General features: G+C 45.6%; 13 protein-coding genes. 1 reads left to right on the top strand and 12 read right to left on the bottom strand.

What is annotated here, in order from left to right:
* Positions 1-12: 12 nt before the first annotated feature.
* A complete protein-coding gene (locus tag ASL11_RS01095; protein WP_056608729.1) occupies positions 13-1,071 on the bottom strand; it encodes an amidohydrolase family protein in 1,059 nt (352 codons plus the stop codon).
* A 124-nt stretch (positions 1,072-1,195) separates the two neighbouring features.
* On the opposite strand from ASL11_RS01095, the gene ASL11_RS01090 reads away from it, so the two are divergent.
* Positions 1,196-1,972, top strand: coding sequence for an AraC family transcriptional regulator (locus ASL11_RS01090; RefSeq protein ID WP_056608726.1), 777 nt, complete (start codon positions 1,196-1,198; stop codon positions 1,970-1,972).
* Between the two features lie 75 nt (positions 1,973-2,047).
* Here ASL11_RS01090 and ASL11_RS01085 read toward each other — a convergent pair whose 3' ends face one another.
* The 11 genes from ASL11_RS01085 to pnuC form a co-directional block, all read right to left on the bottom strand.
* A complete protein-coding gene (locus ASL11_RS01085; protein ID WP_157256758.1) occupies positions 2,048-7,651 on the bottom strand; it encodes a golvesin C-terminal-like domain-containing protein in 5,604 nt (1,867 codons plus the stop codon).
* 259 nt (positions 7,652-7,910) lie between these two features.
* Complete coding sequence (locus ASL11_RS01080; RefSeq protein ID WP_056608719.1) at positions 7,911-9,119, bottom strand: GDSL-type esterase/lipase family protein; 1,209 nt, start codon at positions 9,117-9,119, stop codon at positions 7,911-7,913.
* A gap of 17 nt (positions 9,120-9,136) precedes the next feature.
* Positions 9,137-11,353, bottom strand: a complete 2,217-nt coding sequence (locus ASL11_RS01075; protein ID WP_235550333.1) for an FAD-dependent oxidoreductase — start codon at positions 11,351-11,353, stop codon at positions 9,137-9,139.
* 100 nt (positions 11,354-11,453) lie between these two features.
* Positions 11,454-13,073 carry a response regulator transcription factor gene (locus tag ASL11_RS01070; protein ID WP_056608712.1) on the bottom strand — a complete coding sequence of 540 codons (1,620 nt, stop codon included), beginning with the start codon at positions 13,071-13,073 and terminating at the stop codon, positions 11,454-11,456.
* A complete protein-coding gene (locus tag ASL11_RS01065) occupies positions 13,070-14,815 on the bottom strand; it encodes a sensor histidine kinase (protein ID WP_056608708.1) in 1,746 nt (581 codons plus the stop codon). Before ASL11_RS01065 ends, ASL11_RS01070 begins: the two co-directional genes overlap by 4 nt.
* 89 nt (positions 14,816-14,904) lie before the next feature.
* Positions 14,905-16,491 carry an extracellular solute-binding protein gene (locus ASL11_RS01060; protein ID WP_056608705.1) on the bottom strand — a complete coding sequence of 529 codons (1,587 nt, stop codon included), beginning with the start codon at positions 16,489-16,491 and terminating at the stop codon, positions 14,905-14,907.
* Between the two features lie 71 nt (positions 16,492-16,562).
* A complete protein-coding gene (locus ASL11_RS01055; RefSeq protein WP_056608702.1) occupies positions 16,563-17,432 on the bottom strand; it encodes a carbohydrate ABC transporter permease in 870 nt (289 codons plus the stop codon).
* 13 nt (positions 17,433-17,445) lie between these two features.
* Positions 17,446-18,393, bottom strand: a complete 948-nt coding sequence (locus tag ASL11_RS01050) for an ABC transporter permease (protein WP_056608699.1) — start codon at positions 18,391-18,393, stop codon at positions 17,446-17,448.
* Between the two features lie 459 nt (positions 18,394-18,852).
* Positions 18,853-19,740, bottom strand: coding sequence for an ADP-ribosylglycohydrolase family protein (locus tag ASL11_RS01045; RefSeq protein ID WP_056608697.1), 888 nt, complete (start codon positions 19,738-19,740; stop codon positions 18,853-18,855).
* Positions 19,741-19,745: 5 nt separating this feature from the next.
* A complete protein-coding gene (locus ASL11_RS01040; protein WP_056608694.1) occupies positions 19,746-20,789 on the bottom strand; it encodes an AAA family ATPase in 1,044 nt (347 codons plus the stop codon).
* Positions 20,765-21,430, bottom strand: a complete 666-nt coding sequence (gene pnuC / locus ASL11_RS01035) for a nicotinamide riboside transporter PnuC (protein ID WP_056608692.1) — start codon at positions 21,428-21,430, stop codon at positions 20,765-20,767. Before pnuC ends, ASL11_RS01040 begins: the two co-directional genes overlap by 25 nt.
* Between the last annotated feature and the right edge of the window lie 37 nt (positions 21,431-21,467).

The following is a 21,467-nucleotide window of genomic DNA, read 5'->3' as shown; positions in this document are numbered from 1 at the left end:
TCATCCCCCCTCCTATATGCGATACAACGCTTTGGCGTTATCGTAAAATATTTTTTGCCGCGCTTCGGAACTAAGCCGCTTCAAAATCTCCGTCGGCATATCGTTGTCCCAATGTGGATAGTCGCTGGAGAACATCAATATTTTCTCGGCATCGATCATATCGAAGATCGAGATCAGCTGCTTAGGGTCATCTGGTTCCTCGATCGGCTGTGTGGAGAACATGCAGTGGTCCCTGATATATTCGCTCGGCAGCCGCTTCAGCCATGGCACCGAGGAACGCAATGCCTTGTAGTTTTTATCCAGCCGCCACATGAGGTGCGGAAGCCAAGCGATGCCGCCCTCCAGCATCACGAACTTCAGCTTCGGAAATTTCTCGAATACGCCTTCGCAGACGAGACTGGTCAGATGTGCCATATAATTTTGCGAAAGGCAGGTATGCCACTCCAGGTAACGGGTTGGATAACCTGCTGGCGTCGGGGCTGGCATCCCTGCTGCGCCTTCGCCCCCCGGATGAATGGCAATGGGCAGACCATGCCGCTCGGCTGCTTCGTATATCGGATGGAACTGGCGCTGTCCGAGCCCTGCACGCTGCGCGCTGCCCATGAGAACTTGTACCATTGCCGGATGATCGGCCAGACGATCGATCTCCCTCACAGCGAGCGACGGATCCTGCGGAGCGATGGTGATCGAACCCCGGAATGATTCGTGCTTCGGCAGCCAGTCGGCGACAATATGATCGTTGTAGGCCGAGACGAGCACTGCTGCGTAATCCGGATCATGGATCGTCGAGGAGTTCGTCAAGTTGCCCGTTAGGATCACTTTATCCATGTTAAACTGCTCGACAAGATCCTTAACGAGATAATCCGGATCGGAAGCAGACGGTCCTCCGGAAGGCGGAATGCAATCCTTGCGGACGACCCCGACCGGAGACCAATATCCGTGCCCAGGAAAGCCGAGCCCCGAGCTCGCTACTCTAGATCTCCATGGCTCTGGCAAATACGGCAGCAATTCTTGCGGACTCTTCAGGTCGTTATGGACATCGACATCAATGCATTTCATTTCCTGGTTCATACATCAAACCCCTTTCCTTCGTCTGTCCTTATTGTATTTTCTTTGGATAGCGGTTACGATTGGTAATCATACAATTTTTTTAAGGATTCTACGATTTTCAAACGACCGAGGGGAGACGTTGCTGATGAAGATCGAACATATCATATTCGACCAACAGCCGGCCGGATCGAATTGGCATGTGGACCTAGGCCCGACTCGTCATCATATTCTGCTGCTCGTCGTGAAGGGAAAAGTACGCTATACAATTGGCGACAGGACATTATGCATTTCAAAAGGGGAGGGGCTGTTCCTGACCCAAGGTACATGGCGTGCTGCGGAAGCCGATGAGAGCGAGCCCCACCATATGTACTCCGCCCATTTTAGTGATTTACCTCTCGATAAGCTAATCGGGTTCAGCAAGGAGCCCTACTTGCTATACCGTCCGATCGGTTTTGACTACATCAAGCAGCGATTCTCCGTTCTCAACGAATCGTGGATCGGCAAGATGCCTTTTTACGAGATGATATCCGATGGTATATTGACGGAGATACTTGGACTTGTACAGCGAGAATTAACGAATGAAGCGTTCTCCTCCTCGCGTCGAAGTCTCGCGCTGCGGCTCCAGCAATATATCGTTCAGCATCATCGGGAACCTCTGCGAATACACGATCTCGCCAAGCATGTCGACAGAAGCCCGAATTATGTTTCGAATGTGTTCAAGGAAGTGACCGGGCGAACGCCGGTAGCATATATGCATGAGATACGTATCTCCGCCGCAAGGGAGCTGCTTCTGACGACGAATATGACTATCGGAGAAATATCGGATTCACTCGGATACTGCGACCAGACCTATTTCAACTACATGTATAAGAAAATCGTCGGGCATCCACCTTCCCACTCATTAAAGCTCGGAAAAATGTAATCAATGACTGCCCTATGAGGACCAAAAGAAATAAAAGAGCCGAATGGATCTTTCTCATCCACTCAGCTCTTAGGGTTACTTTACAATAATTTGTATAACATCACTTACCGTTGTTCCACTTCCATTCATAAACTCACCGCGATATTGATAAGTGCCAGGAGCTTTGCCTGAAATTTGTGTAATTGCCGATTGGGCACTTGGTGTGTGTGAAGATAAAGATTGCGTTTCAATAAGTTCGCCATTTTCATATAATCGATACTGGTCTGCGTTCGTGCCCCACCACATATTAGCAGTAATGCGATAGTTTCCATCTTGATCCCAGTTGTCGCTGGACAACACAGGTTTGCCGGGATTCGCATCACTCACAGTGACGGTATGTGGATCACATGAAGTCGTTCCATACAAATTCGATAACACACATGTATACACATAGGTTCCATTTGGCTTACCTTGAATAGGAATAATGGAAGTCTGGGCTGCTGGTGATGCATCGGCCAGTGACTTCGTTTGAATCAATTGGCCATTCTCGTACAACTTATACAGTGAGCCATTATTCCCCCACCACATATTCATCGTAATCTCGTAATTACCGTCCTGCAAGCCTGTCGCAACAACATTGTTATCCGATAGTATCGGTTTACCTGGCACCTCTTTCGCAAGCAATGCCGGACTGAAGGATTGCCGTTCGAACTTAACGGCATCAGCCCTCGTATAAATCATATCCGCAGGAAGGGTGGGCGGATCAACGGTAGTCGGAGTGTCCCTGGTTAAACGAACATACTCGCTGCCATCTCCTGAAAAGTCGAACGTTCCAAGATTAACCCAACCCGACGAGCCTACTGTCGCATCGAGATACGTGACCTCGGTAACCGACTGATGCTTCACTTCCACTTTGACATGATTATCGTTTGCCGTCGTATGGACAAGCTTGTAAATAGAGACCGCATATCTCCCTTCTGGAAATTGGGCCTTCCATGTTGCCGATGATCCTTGAACAGTCGAGTAACGGGACTTAACTCCAATTTTGTAGCCAGCTAAATTACTTTGACTCCAAGACCCTTCCGTCGTGTATAACCCAGCCGTATTCGTACTGTCGACGATAACCGTCAGATCCCTAATCGCTATGGTCAAATGCGGTGTAGTTAAAGTCACTCCGTCCATCGTTACCGTGGCCCACACTTCGATGTGATCCGTTACGCCATCTAGGTTTTGAAGGGTCACCAAACCGTTACTGTCCACTGCAGCCAGATCGGTTCTATCAACGAAATACTGCACATTTGCCTGGGTCAAATCACCGATCAATCCGTTGTCCAAATAGCCGGTCACACTCAGTTGAGCAGCTTGCGTCATCTGTAATTCGTCCCTATCCGACTGGATGACCACCGACTCCAATTGGAGCGCCCTATTAGGGTCCACCCACATCATGGCATCGGCAACTACCCGCGACTTGTTTGCCTTATTGGTTAATTCGACATACCCACTATCCCCTGCTGCAAAAGGATAAGCTCCTAGGAACACCCACGTCCCATTGGCCGTTGTCTGATCAACGGTAACCGTCTCGGAGCCCCCGCTATAATAAACGGTAAAAGAAGCATTTGTTGCCCAATTTTCGCTTGTGGCAGTTATTTGCGGTAGCTTGTAATACACGCTGTAAGTTACACTTTCCGGCAGCTCCGGACGCCATTTAATTGTGCTCGTTGCTGTGCCTGTAGTTGATTTCGCATACACATAGTTATCATAGTAGTAGTCATTGGCCGTTGTATCTCGTATCCAGACACCTTCTGTATCCGCCTCTGTATTATCTACAATTATGGATGCTTCCTCCTGCCAATCTGGTTGGACTGGCGTTACTGTTACGTGATCTGGCAGATATAGCGTCCGCTTGCGGGTCTGTTTTCCGTCCGATTCCACATAATAGGTGAAAGTTTGGGACAAATCATTTACCCGTATCGACCACTCCATCGGATAGATCGTATCTGGAACGGTCGTGTACGTGGCCCCGCCATCCAAGGAGTAATGGATCGTCGCTGGCTTTGTCGTTTTTGCCTCCACATAAGCATCGTAAGATGTTTGGTCGGGCTTGACGATCAGCATGCCCTTCACAGCATCGATTGGACTGTGGACATCGAAGAAATAACTTGCATCCGATGTATCGGCCGTTCTAACTTGATGCAGCGGCACATCAATGTTAAGTCCCTCCACAATGATAGCTGTTATTCCCTTGCTCGAAACCGTGGCCTGAATGATTCCGCCACTCATCACCGCTTGCTCTGGTGTCCCGTTATCACGGATGATGGTTACGTTATAATCTTGTGCTGGGTTGAACCCGATCATTTGCGCATTCAATTCGATTGGAGTCTGTACCTCAACCGTCGATTCGTTACTTAAACTGATGTAGAATTTATTTCCGCTTTCTCCCGTTATCCAGTTCAATTGCGGATGGTTGATCTCGATAATCCCCTTGGGCATCCAGAGCCACACGTTGGAATTACCGTAAAATTGTCCTGGCTTATTCCCATAGAGATGATATTTGAACCATAAGAAATTAGTTTCAAATACGGAAGGGAATGCAATATTTCCATTCGATTTCAGCGATTGTTCACTGATCAAATAATCCATCGTTTGCCCGAGCTGTGCCGGCATATGGTGATAATAGATAGATGTTGCCCCGCTTGGACCTTCCAGAGGAAAATCGGGTTGGAGTTGACTAACGGCGAAGCCCTTATAGTAATACCCTGGATAGTTGGAATATCGTCCGATGACCGCATTATGAGCGATATCCTGCAATAATTTATCGCCAGTATAGAGCGATAATCTCATCATGAATGGCGCCTCCTGCGCATTCATCCGATAATAACCGGTTGTACTTCCCGCTTCAAACGTCAACCCATTGGGTGAAACGAGCCAACTTTCCGCTTGTACGCCCCCGGCTACATCTTCAGGGAGCTTGCTCCTAGGATATGCGTATTTACCACTTTCCGGCCAATGGAACGATTCCGCGTAATTATACGTCTCCGGCTGTGGAATCGTAACGGTGCCTTCAGGAACCGGACGAGCAACGAACATGGTGGCATACTGTTTGGCTTCCTTGTAAGCGGCATTCAAGTATTTGGGATCTTGCGTTTCCTCGTACAGCTCCAAGATCTCCATCCACAGCTTGCTATAATAATAAATAAACTCATTTTTACTCACGTTTACGGATGCAGGCGTATCGATATTTTGAGCGATATAGCTGTCGGCTGCATCCTTGGCATCCTGTAAATACTGCGCATCACCCGTCATACGATACATCATAAGGGGCTGAATAACAGGTCCCCGATCTTTCTGATCCGGATCTCGCACAAGATACTCTTCCTGCCCTAGCGCCCCAATGCCTGCCGAAGTACCCAGCAATTGATTGACAGCGGCAACGCTTGAAACGTCGAATGGCAAGGTTGCCATTTTCCATAACGAGGGTACGCTGTATACGGGCTTTTGTGTTGGCGACCAACCGATACCATTTCGCGATACCCCGTACTGAATTAACGGCAACGCCCTCGTATTGTAAAGCTGGTCGTCCCCAGTCAAATAATAAGCCCCCAGAAGAGCCGCATTCGATGTTGTTCGAACGCTGTCCTCGTTCTCGATATCAATGAAGCCCTTGGCCCGGTTCCACCACCCGCTTGGTGATGGGACATAATTAACAGAGTCATCCCCCTGCGGTTCGATCTTGAGCAGATCGATCATATTAAACATCGCGTCAGTAAGTGACTGATCCGCGACATTTTCCCGGTATGCCGAATAGTCGTATTCACTGCGGAGAATATCCTCGTAGGCTTCATACAGTTTGCTTCTCTGAGCGATTAGCCCCATATGAAACTGATAGGTGCTTTCAGCGGTCATTTGTGAATAAGTCCCTAGTTGAGGCGCATAAAGGATCGGCTGCACGCTGCCTTCGTTGTTGACAAGACTCATGCCAAGCCGTTGCTGGGAAACGCCACCCGTCGGTTCAAACTCGACCGGCAGCTCCTCAGATGGTGCAAATATGCCATACGATATAGCATTCCCAGCTCCATCATTCTTCTCAACTAGACTCATCGGAGCACTTAACTCCCTCAAGCTAGTTGATTCAACTGATCCTACCATTTTCGCATGCGACCTGAAACCACTTAACACTTCATTGATGCCAGAGACTAGCTCTGTTGTGAAAGATTGATAGCCAATCACATAATTGCCGTTCCGGCGAGGTGTAAAAGCAAAGGAAACATCAGGTTTGTCCCCTGCCAAGGACCAGTTTACTTGTAAATCGTAATCGCTTCCATGCAAAGAATCGGTTAATACGGCCGTATGGCTATCAGGGAAATGGATCCCGTCGAATGTAATCCAGCGTTTGTTCATCGTATCGTAGTAATTGGTTCGACTTCCCGCATTCCCATCCAATAAGACCCATTGTTCTTCAAGTCTTTCCGGCACAGTATTAATTGGCACCCAGTTCCCTGTCCCCGTGTCCTTGTAGAACAGATCACGAACGATGGACTTGCCGCCATCCCAAGCGGCTTCATAGAAAGTCGCCTTATAGTTTGCGTTTTCAATGCTGCCTTTTTCCGTATAATTGAGATTCGCCAATGTGCGGCTGCGCAGCGGAGGCAAAGGTGGCGCTTGCTGCCGGATGTTCCCTTCGAACTTTACCGCATCCGCACGCGTAATGATCGTTCCAGTTGTAGGTTGTGTTCGTGTCAACCTGACAAACTCAGTATCATCACCACTAAAATAATAGTTCCCCAAATCAACCCAACCGACGGATGGACCTGATGAGGGCCTTAAATCCATAAACATGACATCCGTAATCCCATTGTGAACAATTTCGATTTTCACATTACTATCCGCTTTATCCGCCCAGTCCAGCTTGTAGAACGATATTTTCGCCGTTCCTGCTTCCAATCGCGGATTCCAGGTGATGGTTCTTCCCACAGCATCTGTAAAGTTGGAACTGGAATTATTGTAACCCTTTACCCCCGTGCTAGTGCTCCAATAAGGAGCTGAGTATCCGTTATTCTTGTTATCCACATCAACGGTGACAACACCATCCGTCGTGATGCTTCCATTATCAATAATGATCGTCTTATGGGGCTCTTTTTGCTGAATATTCCCTTCGAACTTAACCGCGTCCGCACGCGTTAGTATCGTGCTGGTGCTGCTGGTAGACCGGGTCAATCTAACGAATTCTTCACCAATCCCCGAAAAATAGTATTCTCCCAAATCAACCCAACCCACAGCCGCCCCGAATGAAGGTCTCAAATCTATAAATTGAACATCCGTCGTGCCATTATGAACGATTTCGATTTTTACATTGCTATCTGCTTTATCCGCCCAATCCAGCTTGTAGAATGATATTCTCGCCGTCCCTGCGTCCAATCGTGGATTCCACGTTATGGTTCTGCCTACTGTACTTGTATATTTGGAACTGGAGTTATCATACCCCTTCACACCTGTACTTGTGGTCCAATTCGGAGCCGAGTATCCGTTATTCATGTTATCCGCATCAGGTGTCACAACACCATCAATCGTGATGCTCCCATCATCGATGATGATCGTCTTATTCGGTAAGGACTCCGCATTAGCGGGGCTTACTCCGAATAAATTCAATGGCACTATCATTGTCATCATTAAAACGATTAAAAGCAGCTTCCTTTTTATCATATAACTCACATCCTCTCCATTTATTGACAGCGCTTTCAACATAAACAATAATACCCCCCTTTGTTAGAATGATCGTTACGTAGCGATTTACCGTATCCTTTTGGTAATCCCCTCCGTCTTTTGTAGCATAGCATGATACCTGATCGTGAAATTTCTTCGATTTCTAGAATTTCTTATAAGATTTTAAGTGAAAAAAGAAGCCTATCTCGTATCAGAGCACTCAATGGCCAGATACAAGATAGGTCTATCAAGGAGGCACTTATACGGGCGGCTGCACCAACAACAACTTCCCAAGCTGGATCACCGTTTGATCATACCAATCCGGATGCTCCTGGACATGCTGCCTGCTTCGCTCGTTACCGGATGCCTCAAACACAGCCGCTTTGTCTGTCTTCTCGTTATCGATTTCGAAGCGAACCGTATGTCTTCCATTCGGAAGCTCTGGCAAGAAAACAAATTGATTTCGATTGTGATCGTTGTAGGATGTGAATCGGTCGACAAGGAAGGGCTCTCCACCATCCACCGTAACCTTCAATCTACCGGAATCAGGTCCCCCGATATCGAACAGCCCGATGTGCGTGCCTTCGAACTGCACCGTGATCGCCTCTCCAGGATCGACTGCCCGCCATAGGCCGGGGAACAACCAATCGTACTTACGGGCCAGCTCAAAATCATCGGGCGTCACGTAAGACCATCCTGTCGATAAATGGGCAAGACCATCCAGCGGCTGCATGGATGCGTACTCCCACGGATTGGACGGGACCAAGGTGGCTTGAGGCAGGTTATGTTCAACACGTCCCGAACTAGCCCTAAGTTCACGAATCCTCTCAAACGACCGAGTGATCGTATCCGTGTAAATCTGGTGTCCTTCAGGGATTAGTGGATGGATCGAATCATGCGTAAAAACAACAGCCCCAGGAAAGGACTCTCCTGCCTTTGAAGTGAAAACAAGCTTTCCTTCCGTCACTAATTGACTGACCGCTACCCCCAGATGAATCGAAGGAATACCATAATAATCGGCTACTTCCTCTTGCATAAGAGCCCCTTTCTGGTATTCCCCGGACTGAAATCCGACCACATCTCGCTCTTTCAGCGTATAAACGAACAGGATATCGATAAACCGGCTCCGCTTGCGGATTTGACGGACGATCCCTTCGATCCGCGCCTTTGACTCGGGCACTCCGCCATCGTTACCGACAAACTCAACAAACACGAGATCAGGCTGATGACGAAGCACATCCGTCTCCAAACGGGCACAGCCCAAATCCGATCCAGTTCCGTCAATGCCTGCATTCTCACAGCGGATATCCGCCTCAGGATATTGCTCACGAAGCCATTCCGCCGTCATGACCCTATATCCTGCAGAACGCGTATTACTGCCACCAAAATAGACGATTGTCACCGTTTCCCCATTTTCCAACTTCTGAATAACATTAGGTAACCCTCTTCGAGGGAAGAATTCCTGCATCGCGACTTCACCTGACCTCACTTATCGTTATTAGGAGCAAACAATTTTACAGCAAACACTTCATGATAAGGCGAACCGTAAGTTGCGCTGAAATGAATCCGGATTTTGGTAACACCCTTCGCATCCACCTTATGTTTATTCAACGTGTGATAATTGCCACGGATACTGATTTCCCTCTCGGTTCCATCTTCTAAGGTCAGGGTCACATCATAATCTTGGATAAGCGGCTCGATCGGATCGTCGAAATGCTCCAAATCCAGCTGCGAGTTGAAAACGAGATGAATTTCATCCAGATTTTTAGGACTTGCAAAGCAGAGTTCCAACCACTCCTGTCCTTCCGTACGTTCGGAAATCCAGCCGTTCGGCAGACCATAAGGTCTGGAGTAGCCGTTGACGACATTCTCAGGATTATACATATTCTGGTGTGGCAGCAGATCCTTAAAGCAGATGCTCTTACCCCATTTCTTCAGCTTGGACGGCTCTTCCGGCCTATAATGGAAGCTGACCGCTCCTGTCAGTTCCTCTTCATTACCGTATACGGCAAGGCTCTCCGTTCCTTCCAGTACGATATAAATTTTATCGTCTGCCGGCTTCTCCAAGCCCAAATCCAACGTAATCCAGTCGTCATGACCAGCTGCAATAGCTAAGCTATAGTCTTTCAACTGGCTGGTTGGAATATAGTTTTCCTTCCGATCCCCGCCAAACAACTTCACATGCAGCGTTTCCGAATGTTCGGAACTATTTTTAACTTTAATCCGTACGCTTTCCGCCACGGTTGTCTGAATTGGCAGGACCAAACATACCCCTTGTTCCAAGGGAATCGCTTCGGTCGGATGAAGATTCTCATAGCTGCGTTGAGACGATGCACGAATGTGTAATCCGTCAGCGAAGTAAGGATCCAATTCTTCTTTAAGCCCTACAATCGTTTGCCCATCTCGAAGCAGCAGCGCCTGCAGCTCCCCCATATGAGCTTCGACGATGTCTGCGGGGTCTACCTCATATTTCAGACATAGCGAAGCAGCCGTTCCGACCGCCTGCCCCATACAACCGCAGGTTGCCATTACTCTTGTCGATCCGAAAGCAACATGGGTAGCACTTATATTGCGACCTGCGAACATGAGGTTAGGTATATTTTGCGAAAATAAACTTCGAAACGGAATATTGTACAAGCCAGGCACGAAATTCCATGCTGTAGCGGGTCCCTCATCGTAGATGCCCTTAGCAGCATGTAAATCCATATACCATCCCCCGACGGATACAGCATCTTCGAAATGCGGCTTTGAAGTAAGATCGTTCTGAGATAACATGTGATTTCCAATAAATCGCCTCGATTCCCGTTTTCCCGGAATGGGGCAAACATAATCCAAGATGAGATTGTCCACATCGTCAAATTCGCCGCTATTTTTGATATAATCCCAAATCCCGTAAACCAATTTCCGAAGTTCCAATGCGATGTCTTCATTATTTGCGATAACATCCATATGCCCGCCGTATTCCAGCCACCACAATCCGCCAAGTCCGTTGATTTTTCTTGGAAAAGCCCGATGGTTCAAACCTTTTCTGATACTTTCAAAAAAGGGCAGCTTCGTAATATCATACGCAAAGCCCGGCCTCCTGTACGGAACGGCATATTCTACGTCGCGTGCTTGGAAAAGGATCGTGTCTCCCATGGTGTAGTGGTCGGCCACTTCTGGGGCCAAGTTTTCGTTGTATTCATGCTTCGCTTCTCTCCCCCATCGGAAGAGAGCGCCAGCCTGAAATCCGACAACCCCGTCTCCGGAGCAATCTATGTAGGTTCGGCTTTCAAACCGGAATTTCCTTTCGGAAGCCAATTGAAGGCCCTCTACCCATTTGATTCTACCGTTTTCCATCCCCGTTTCATGCACGCATGTATTCAGAAATAGCGAAATGTTAGGCTCAGCATAGACCATATCCAATAAGACCGTATCCGAAAGCGAAAGCATAAGCTTTTTATTATATAACGGATTATAGTGGAAAATCTTCAATTTGAGCTCTTCTATCAATCCGCCCTCACGTGCATAATAGGATGGACTTTTGCCAAGGTAGGCAGACCCATTGATATGAACCCTAACCTCGCTGCTAGCATTCCCCCCAAGAACTGGCCGATCATTAATAAGTGACACTTGCAGCCCTTGACGAGCGGCAGCAATGGCAGCACATAGCCCAGCAATACCTCCGCCTACGACGGTTACATCTGCTTTAATAAGCTCCATTTTGATAACCTCCATGATTAGATACATCTATCATGGTAGTCTTTTTGATCCCCGTTTTTTTACAGGATTTCGAGAAAAATTCATACATTTTTTTGCAACCTTATTTAGATTCATAGCGTGTCATTTTGATCCGATATTGCTTAGGTGTGTCACCCGTATATTCTTTAAATAGTTTGCAAAAATACCCTTCATTGACAATGCCTACTTCCTCGCACAATTCCAATAGCGAATAATCCTGAACATTTAACAGTTCGAGCGCCAATTGGATTTTTTTACGGTTGATATAGCTGATAACACCTTCATTCATTGTTTTCTTAAATAGGCTGCTAAAATACGATGGCGCTAAGTTCACATCCTCAGCAATAGCCTCCAAGGTTAAACGCTGCTTCAAATTTTTCTCAATAAAGCGCATGGCTCTCATGATTTCTGCCCGATGTAAAAGTTGGCCGGCGTGTACATATTCGAATGTGAAGTCGCTAATATAGGCGAGTTGCTCCCGAAATGCCATAAATTCGATGGGAAACTCGGCTATTTCTGTCGTCGACGTGTTCCCTGATTTAAATTTCATAATAATGTCTCTGTACAAGTCTCGAAGCATAGGTGCCATGATGGACCTATGAATTTTATGATCAGAAGCATATTGGTTTAACTCAGCAAATTCTTTTTCCAACTCTTCCTTGGAAACTTGTCTTTGCACTCCTACAAGAAAATCAGCCAATTTCTGCTGGAATTCCTCTCTTTTGTCATTCCGGTAATGGAACCGATGCGCGGGTGTTTTGACTACTTTTTCTGCATGATAATAGAAATCCTCACTCACATTTTGAGCTTCCGTGTAAGCTTGTTTGATGGATTCCCAACCTCGATGCGGACCGCCAAAAGCTACGGATACTCTTTGATTCAAATACTGCTGCAAATGAGTGACGATCTGACTTCCTAATTCCTGGCAAGCAAATTCCGTATCCATTTCACTGCGATTATTTTCCCACGAAAGAAAGCCAATAAAACGATTATCGGATAGATCTGTAGCTACACCCCTGCCACTATTCATCACCGTTTCTTCGATAACATTCGTAATCGCATATTTTAAGATGTTTTGATCAACCGCTGAATATTCATTTCGGAAACTTTCATACAGATTCATTTCAACAATAAAGCAGCAATAATTGGCTTGAAAGAACTGGGAATCCATACGATTAGCGAAATTCGACGCCCGATGAGGAGGAATTTCCCCTCTGATCAGTTCATTAAAAAATTGCTTGCGAACCCTGTATTTATTTTCAAGAACGGATACGTTTAAAGATTGAAATTCCTCTTCTTTTTTCTTAACCTCATCCAAAATTCCGGCTGCCTTACCCAGTGCTCGATCCAAATCTGCTTCATTCAAGGGAACCTTAACAATATACTCCATTACGTTGGCATGGATAGCTCGCTGTGCATATTCAAACGTCGAATAGGCGGTCAGTAGAATGAATTGGGTATGCGGCAGCTCCAGCTTTAACTGCTCAATCATAGCAATCCCATCCATTCGCGGCATAACAATATCGGAGATGACGATGTCCGGTTTGAGCTTTAAAATCTCCTCGATCCCCTTCAGCCCATTATTCGCTTTCCCGACTAAATGGAATCGCGTTTCCTTATGGGAGAGCTCGCTAAAATATAATTCCAAGCGTTGAATGATTAGATCTTCATCGTCAACAATGAAGCAGGTGTAGTCTCTCACCGTAATACATCTCCTTTAAACGAACCTACAGGGAATACAGCGCGAACACATGTCATCTCCTGAGGCGTGCTTATAATTTGGAGCCCGAACTGCTCCCCATAGTGAAGTCTTATTCGACCATGAATATTGTTTAACCCGATTCTTTTCCTTTTTACTTCCTGAGCACTCGGGTCTGCGATTAAAATATGCTGTATGCGATCCGCTGGAATGCCTTCGCCTTGATCAATGACTTCGATCATGACAAAGCCGCCCTTCCTGTACGCATGAATCGTAATCGAGCCTTCGATTCCACCTCCGTTATAGCCATGGAAGATACTATTTTCCACAATGGGCTGCAGCAGCATACGAAAAACCGGAAAATCCATTAGTCCCTCTTCGATATGCTCAATCAAGTGGAAGTGCCTATTATAACGGATGTTCTGGATCGCGATATAGTCCGATACATTGCGCAATTCCTGACGTAGTGAAACCTTCTCCGAAGCGTCGGCGATCCCGTATTCCAATATGGCAATGAGAGACCCGATGACCACATCTACTTTCTCTATTTGTCCGAGACGTATGACATTGCTGATTGATCCAAGCGTATTATAGAGAAAATGAGGGTTGATTTGAGATTGCAGCACTTGGATTTCCAGTTTCCGCTCCAGTTCATTATGAAGCTCTGCTCGCCGTATCAGTTCCACAATTTGCTGCAGCATACGGTCGAAGGCTAGGGAAAGGTCACCGAATTCATCGTTTCGGTTAATGGTAACTGTCGTTGTCAAATCGCCTTGCTCTACCCGCTTCATTTTTGTTTTGAGTGCATAAAGCGGATTCCTTATATATTTGGCAATAAAGAAGGAAATGAACAAACTTAGCAGCAAGCCTGCAACGAGAAGTCCAAGATAATAGTTTTCCAATCTGGACAACGCAGCTTCCATGCGAGATTCATCATTCATCGAGATGAGGAACCAATTGAATTTCTCCGTCGGTTTCTTCAGAATGGAGACCGGTAAGCCATCTTTGGTATGGAGTTGTAGGCTTGTTCCCGTCGTATCCAGAATTTGTTCTGCCGACATTTCCCCGATTGAAAACGTATGATCTTGAATACTTAGAGGTCCTCTATTTTCCGAAAATCCAGCAATAATTTTACCCGATGTGGTAATCAAAGCTAGATTCATTTGTTCTTTTTTATTAATCTTAAACAAGGTTTCTTCAATCGCATTTAGATCCAAATCTACAGCAATGGCCATAGGAGTCGGAGTGCCGTTCAAATATCGCACCATCGTAACGGTCCAACCGGAATACTTCGATTTATAAGGATCACTGACAAATGTAGTCCGTTTGTTCTTGTCGGCCGCATCAAATAAGGGTTTTCTGTCTGATAAAGGTTCATCGAAAATTCGCGTAGTCGTACTTCCGCCTAGAATAGATAAATCACTATTGATCAAGTAAATGTTACTCACGTAGTTACTGTTGAGTTCATAGAGCTCTCTTAATTGCTTTTTAATCACTTCCGTATTGGCAATGTTTGCTTTCACCGAAGTCTCGACCGAGAACAAGATCGTCTGGAAGGAAGAAAAATTAACCGTTAGATACTGGTCAACTTTGTCCAATATTTGGTTTGTGTAATAAATGTCGTTGGTTCTAATTTCCTTCTGGACATAGCGATAGGACAATTGGCTTATCAATATGATGCAGCTTAACACGAACGCAAACACAATCATAAATAGTTTTATAGGCAAGCTGATTCTTCTTCGCATCGGTCATCTTCCTTTTACATCTGTATTAAACCAAGCATAGCATAGGACAACAAAGAGAGGGGCGATTTATCGCCACTCTCTTCGTTCATCTACTTAATTAGGCCTGCTTCTTTAAATTGTTTAACGGCTGTATCCTTATATTTCTGCATGTCGAACTTGGTATCCAATGTCTTGAGGAAATTATCCCAGTTGGTTAGAGGATCTTTGCCAGACATAAATTTGACTAAGCTTTCATTAATAAAACGTGTGCGGTCTGCTGCCAAGGAATCACTCGGATCTGCCGTCAACAAGTTACCAGGCAAAGTAAGACCCACATATTGCTGATTGTTCGTGAAAGCTTCTGCCGTCTTCGGATTCTGGAAACTGAAGTACTCGGCATCATCGCCACGGCGCGGCATTCTATAATGATCCACCCATAAGTATTTCTCTTTCACTTCCTTGGATAATTCAGAGGTTTTATTTTTGATCTTGCCGTCTACGACATCCCAATGAATTCCTTTAATTCCGTATGCAAAATTCGGATAGGCTTCTTTGTCCGTAAACATATATTCCAGCATGGACAGGATTCGAATGATTTTTTCCTTATCCGCTTTCTTGGAAATGGCCCATGAATTGCCTTGGAATGATTTTCTCTCTACGATTTGATCCCCGTAAGGCCCTTTCATTGGAGGAATAACGATCCATTCTGGTACCTCTCCGCCGATTTCTTTCATTTTCTGCTGATAATCCGGCTCCAGTCTGCGGGCATCTCTAATCATAAAGCCAACTTTACCTTTAAATAACTTCTGGTCCAACAAATCAGGGGTATTCATCGTCACCCAATCTGGATCCACAACTTTCGCTGTCATCATTTTATTGATGTAAGCGAGTGCTTCCTTCATTTTAGGATCAATAAATAAGTACACCGGTTTGTTATCTTTCACATCAATGGCGGAGGGAGGATTGACGCCAAACATCCACATCAAGCTATCAAACCCATAGGTTTGCAGATTGCCTTCTTTATTCATACCACCTATGAATCCGTACGTATCGTTCTTGCCATTTCCGTCTGGATCTTTCTCCGTAAAGGCTTTCATCACTTCGAACAGCTCGTCAGGGGTTGTCGGCACTTTCAAGCCTAGCTTTTTTAACCAATCGTTACGGATGAAGAAGCTTCGGCTGATACCGTTTACATTATCATAACCGGGAACCCCAATCGTTTTGCCCAGATAGGATGTCGCCTCCCAGGAGTCTTTAGCAAAACGCTTCTTCAATTCGGGAAATTGATCCAAGTACGGGGTCAAATCCGCAAGAACACCTTGGTCATAATATTGCGCAAGATCGGACCGACTCTTTAAGAAGAGCAAATCTGGAATATCTCCTCCTGCAATGAGGGTATTTAGCTTGGTTGTTGCTTGCCCAGCTTGAGGAATCGTCATATCCAAGTCGATGTTCATCGCCTTTTCCAACATTTGGCGTTGAATATCTTCTTCACGTGGAGGTATCGGAGCAGCAGCATTGAAAGTCCCTTGGTTGAACATCGAGATTTTCATTTTGGTCGCAAACTTGTTAGCCTCGGTTTGAGGGCTGCTCGAAGCTGCAGGCTTAACTTCATCTTGGTTCCCACATGCTGACAATAGCGTTCCCAGCCCTACTATAGCAGCCAGAACAGTAAATGTAATCTTTTTACGTTCCATATTGACCTCTCCTTTTGCTTGTATATATATTATCACGGTGTCCCCGTAACAACCTAGGTAGAAATTGCCTTTTACCCTTTAATCGATCCCATAAGTACACCTTTAGTAAAATGCTTTTGCATAAATGGATACACGATTAAGATCGGAACCGTCGTCACGACGACAGCAGCCATTTGCACAGCAAACTTGCTCACAGTTCCGGAATTAGCCATCGATTCAGCGCTTTCTGATGCAATGTTAAGCAAAATGTTGCGCAAGACAACTTGCAGCGGCATTAAGTTCGCATCATTCAAATAAACAATGGCATCGAAATAACTGTTCCAATGCCCCACGGCGTAAAACAAGGAAATCGTTGCAAGGACGGGTAAAGACAGGGGTAAAATAATCCTCCAAAGCGACTGAAGCTCACTTGCGCCGTCGACCCTTGCCGATTCCTCGATTTCAGCAGGCAATTGCTCGAAAAAGCCTTTAATAATAACCAGATTAAATGCACTAATTAGAGTCGGAATAATTAATACCCATGGACTGTCTAACAATCCCAGTGAGCGGATTAACAAATACGTCGGAATTAATCCTCCGCTGAACATCATGGTAAACACAATGAATATTAAAAATGTGCTGCGCCCTGGCAAATATTTTTTGGATAATGGATAAGCAGCTAGTACCGTAAAAAGCACATTAAGCGCCGTGCCTACGATCGTTCGAAACAACGTAATTTTATACGCCTGCCCTATACCGTGCGAAATGAATACCTCTTTATAGGCTAAGAACGTATAGGATTCTGGTATTATTACAATCCCTTTTCTTACTACTTCCGATTCTGGCGTCACGGATACTGCAACGACATATAAAAAGGGAAGTAAGCAAAGTAGGGCTAGTATAATAAGAATAGAATATACGACTACTTGCCATATTTTTTCCCCGACTGTCAAATTAATCATGTATAAAACCACCTCACCAAATTTGCCCATCGAATTTTTTGGCAATCTTGTTCGCAGCCAAAACTAAAGCAAATCCGATGATAGCTTTAAACAACCCCACAGCAGTAGCTAAGCCAATCTTAAGACGCTCCAACCCTTCACGGTATACCCATGTGTCGATAATGTCGATCTTCTCCTGGTTAAAGCTGTTGGCAAACATGAATATTTGGTCAAAGCCTGCGTCCAGAATATGACTTAATTTGAGGATCAGCATCAGAATAATGACGCCTCGAATGCCGGGTAATGTGACATGCCATAGCTGTCTTGACTTGGAAGCCCCATCAATTCTAGCTGCTTCATACAAACTTGGATCAATGCCCGCTAATGCGGCAAGGTATAAGATCGCTCCCCAGCCAATATCCTTCCATATTTCAGATAGGATGATCAGCAGTCTACCCCAGGCAGGTTCCGTTAGAAAGGAGATAGGCTGAATCCCATTTTGCTTAAAAATCATGTTAAAAAGGCCATCCCCTGGTGCTAATAACGCCACCATCAGTCCATAAACAATGACCCATGACAGAAAATGGGGCAAATACGTGATCGTTTGCACGATTTTCTTAAACCATTGGGTATACACTTCATTGAGAAGCAAAGCAAGTACGATAGGAGCAGAGAAACCGAACAATAGCTTATACAGCGATATGATAATCGTATTTCTCATAATGTCCCAGAAATAAACGCCATTGATAAAATCTTTGAAATTTTTCAATCCCACCCACGGGCTATCCCATAGTCCCAAGGCGAGGTTATAGTTTTTAAAAGCAATAATGATTCCTGCCATAGGAATATATTTGAATACGGCAAAGTACACTAATGCCGGAAATAAGAGCGCATACATCACTTTATATCTGCTTATCGTTCTTATCCATGAATCCTGCTTTTTGGGGGTGGGAATGGCGTCCGTTGCCAGTTTTGCTTGCATATCATCACCTCGTCTTTATTTATATTTGTATAATAGCATCCGCCTGTCGGATAAATTTCTGTGATTTCTAGAATTTCTTACAAGATATTAAGTAGCCTAGCTTTTGGGGATTAACTGGATATCCTACATCTATTTTCGGTCAAAACAAACCTTTGGGGATTTTAACTGGATTTTCTACATCTAATTATGCTTGAAATATCCCGTTTGACGAAATTGGCCTGAAATAACGGGAGGAAATCCAGTTATTTTGCGAAATGCCGTGATTTCGCTTGAATTAGCTGCAGAAAATCCAGTTATTCACTTGGCCAGGATGGGGATGCCCTGTTGCTAGCGCCGATACTTGTGCCTGCACCAGCGCCAGGAGCACTTCGCTTACCCAAACCCCAGAAATAAAAAACAGACAGAGTGAGCGCGACCATTTTCTGGTGCTTTCACTTTGTCCGTAAGTTATTTTCACAACTACTTTAACCCATCCCTCACACCAACCAACCTCACCGCTAGCTCATCCAACCGCTCTCTAATCAGGATCACCTCGGCATACTTTGCCGGAATCCCCTCATAGCCATAATAAATACCTGCCAACCCACCGGCAATGGCACCTATCGTATCCGAGTCTCCGCCTAGATTAGCCGCCTTTTGAACAACTTCGCTAAAGTTGGAAGCTTCCAGCAAAATGTGAAGCACCCAGCGGAACGTATACACAACAAACCCGGTAGCTTCGCAATTTGGTTCGGATGTGAGTATACTTTCGTATTCCGTTCCGATCAGCTCCTGCTGAATCACATCTTTCATCTCTTCTCCCTGCAGCAGGCGATAAGCAATGCGATTATACAGGATGCATGCTTCATTGCATCTTTCGTCATAATGAGTCATTTTCGATTGCATATGGGAAAATCGCTCAATATCCTTCCACTCCGTGTACGTCAAAGCTACTGGCAAACAACGCATCAGTGAACCATTCCCAGCACTTTGGCCCATTTCAATATGCGTTACGTATGCCGCCTCGAACCAACTGTCCTCCACATTTTCAAACGTATGTCTGATGATGTTACCGATATCTTTCGGCCTCGTTTGATACCATTTCATGAACTGATCACCGATAGCATCCAAAGGGTACGCTGGATTTTCCAAAATCCCCTCCGCCACACACAACGTCATCATCGTGTCGTCCGTCACTTCACCAGGCTCCAATCGCCAGACGCCGCCGCCAATGATCTCTGTCAAATATCCGTATCTTGCTTGGATTTCCCTGACACTCATGAATTCGGTTGTACCGCCCAACGCATCCCCAATCGCGACGCCGTAGATCCCACCTTTGATTTTATCCAACAAGTCGTGTTTGTTCATGCTTATTACTCCCTTCCCCCACTACCTGCTTGCGTCATTAGACATTCACTCAAACTATGATATTTATGATATGTCTTCAAAATATGACAGACTTTCTCCGCTCTTTCTTCGAGCGTTCCTTGTAATAGGAAATACGGGATCTGTCTCATTTTGAGATCTGCGATAATCTGCTTCTGGAACACAAACCGCTGCACCTCCCCCGAACGATCCCAAGTATCTGCATAAGGAATATCGGTATCGCAAACAAAAACAAGCTCATACCGCGACGCCGCATCCACTGCCAGTTGAGTCAAACGTGGCGTAGCCGTACCATGATAATAATGAGAAAACATATACGTTGTAATCGAATTGGTATCCACGAAGAGGACATCACGCGCTTCTTTCACGAGAAGCTCCTCTCTTTCCAAATGCCCCTCCGCGATCTCTTCTAACTGCTCTAACGATAATCTGCGATCCACTTGATGTTTCTCCCAATATTCCCGTCCGTACTCCATCATCCAACCTGTATGCATCTGTTTCGCCATGTAAGCGGTAAGTGTGGATTTGCCCGTCGAGGGAGCGCCAAGAAATACGACTTTCGTAATCAGATCTTTATAAACAACCGGACTCAGAAACTTTCTATTGTCAAAAGGATTCCCCCGCACTTGCGTGCCCGAGACCGGAAACGTGTTCCGATCCGGATCAACCTGGCGATTCACTGCACCCAAAGCCGCGCTCATGTGCTCACCATAAAACTCACTGGAATAGAAATGTGTGATCTTCCGCCCCTCCAGCTTCTGCAGGATATAGGCCTCATGCATCCTTTTAATCGCTGGCGTATCGCCTATTTCATTAGAACCATCCCATGCTTCAATAACCTGTACCTGCGGATAGAGGGTACGTATCCAATTGGATCGCACACGCAAAGGGATATCCGTCGTTTCAGGACAGTCATAGATGACAACGATCACTTCATCCATCTCCTTGATCGCAGTCTCGATCATGTATTGATGACCCGCATGCAGCGGTGCAAATTTACCTAGCGTTAAGCCTGTTCTGTGTTGTGACATAGGGGTTCCCTCCGATCTTCCATGTGTAACGCCCGTTTCCATCCCACATAGCCAGCAATAGCGATGAACAAGAAAATAACGTATAAGAAGGCAACTGCATACAAATCTTTGTAAGCATACATCGCTACTGACATCACGTCGACAGCAATCCAGATGAGCCAATTCTCTAGCACTTTTGACGAAAGTAGATACTGTGCAATGAGACTTAACGTAGCAATGAATGCATCTGCATAGGGAATCGAGGCATCTGTGTATGTTTGTAGAACATAGCCCCAGAGCAGGGTCATCACCACCAAGAATATACTTAATAGGAACGTGAGTCTCCGTGTTATTTTTCTAGTCGGACGCACCTTGGTACCTTCTCTTTTTGTCAGCCAAATGATCCAACCATACACGCTCAATATGAAAAAGAACACCTGCAGCATCGTATCCGCATATAATTTCGCTTCCCAAAACATCACGAAGAAACAACCTACATTGACCAGTCCAATTGGCCATGACCATATATTTTCCTTTGCTGTTAACCATACGCATAACAAACCTGTCGTAGTCGCAATGATTTCGATTGCTGTTGATGAGGTGTATATCGCAATGGCGACCATACAGACGAATAATGCCAAGAATGACCATGCTTTTCTCATACGTAACGCCTCCTTAAGTTTAACTCCAAGCTAACAA

It is taken from the genome of Paenibacillus sp. Soil750 (assembly GCF_001428045.1).
Taxonomy (GTDB): Bacteria; Bacillota; Bacilli; order Paenibacillales; family NBRC-103111; genus Paenibacillus_E; species Paenibacillus_E allorhizoplanae.
Note: the sequence above shows the minus strand (reverse complement) of the source record. Positions and strands in the feature narration are given on the sequence as shown.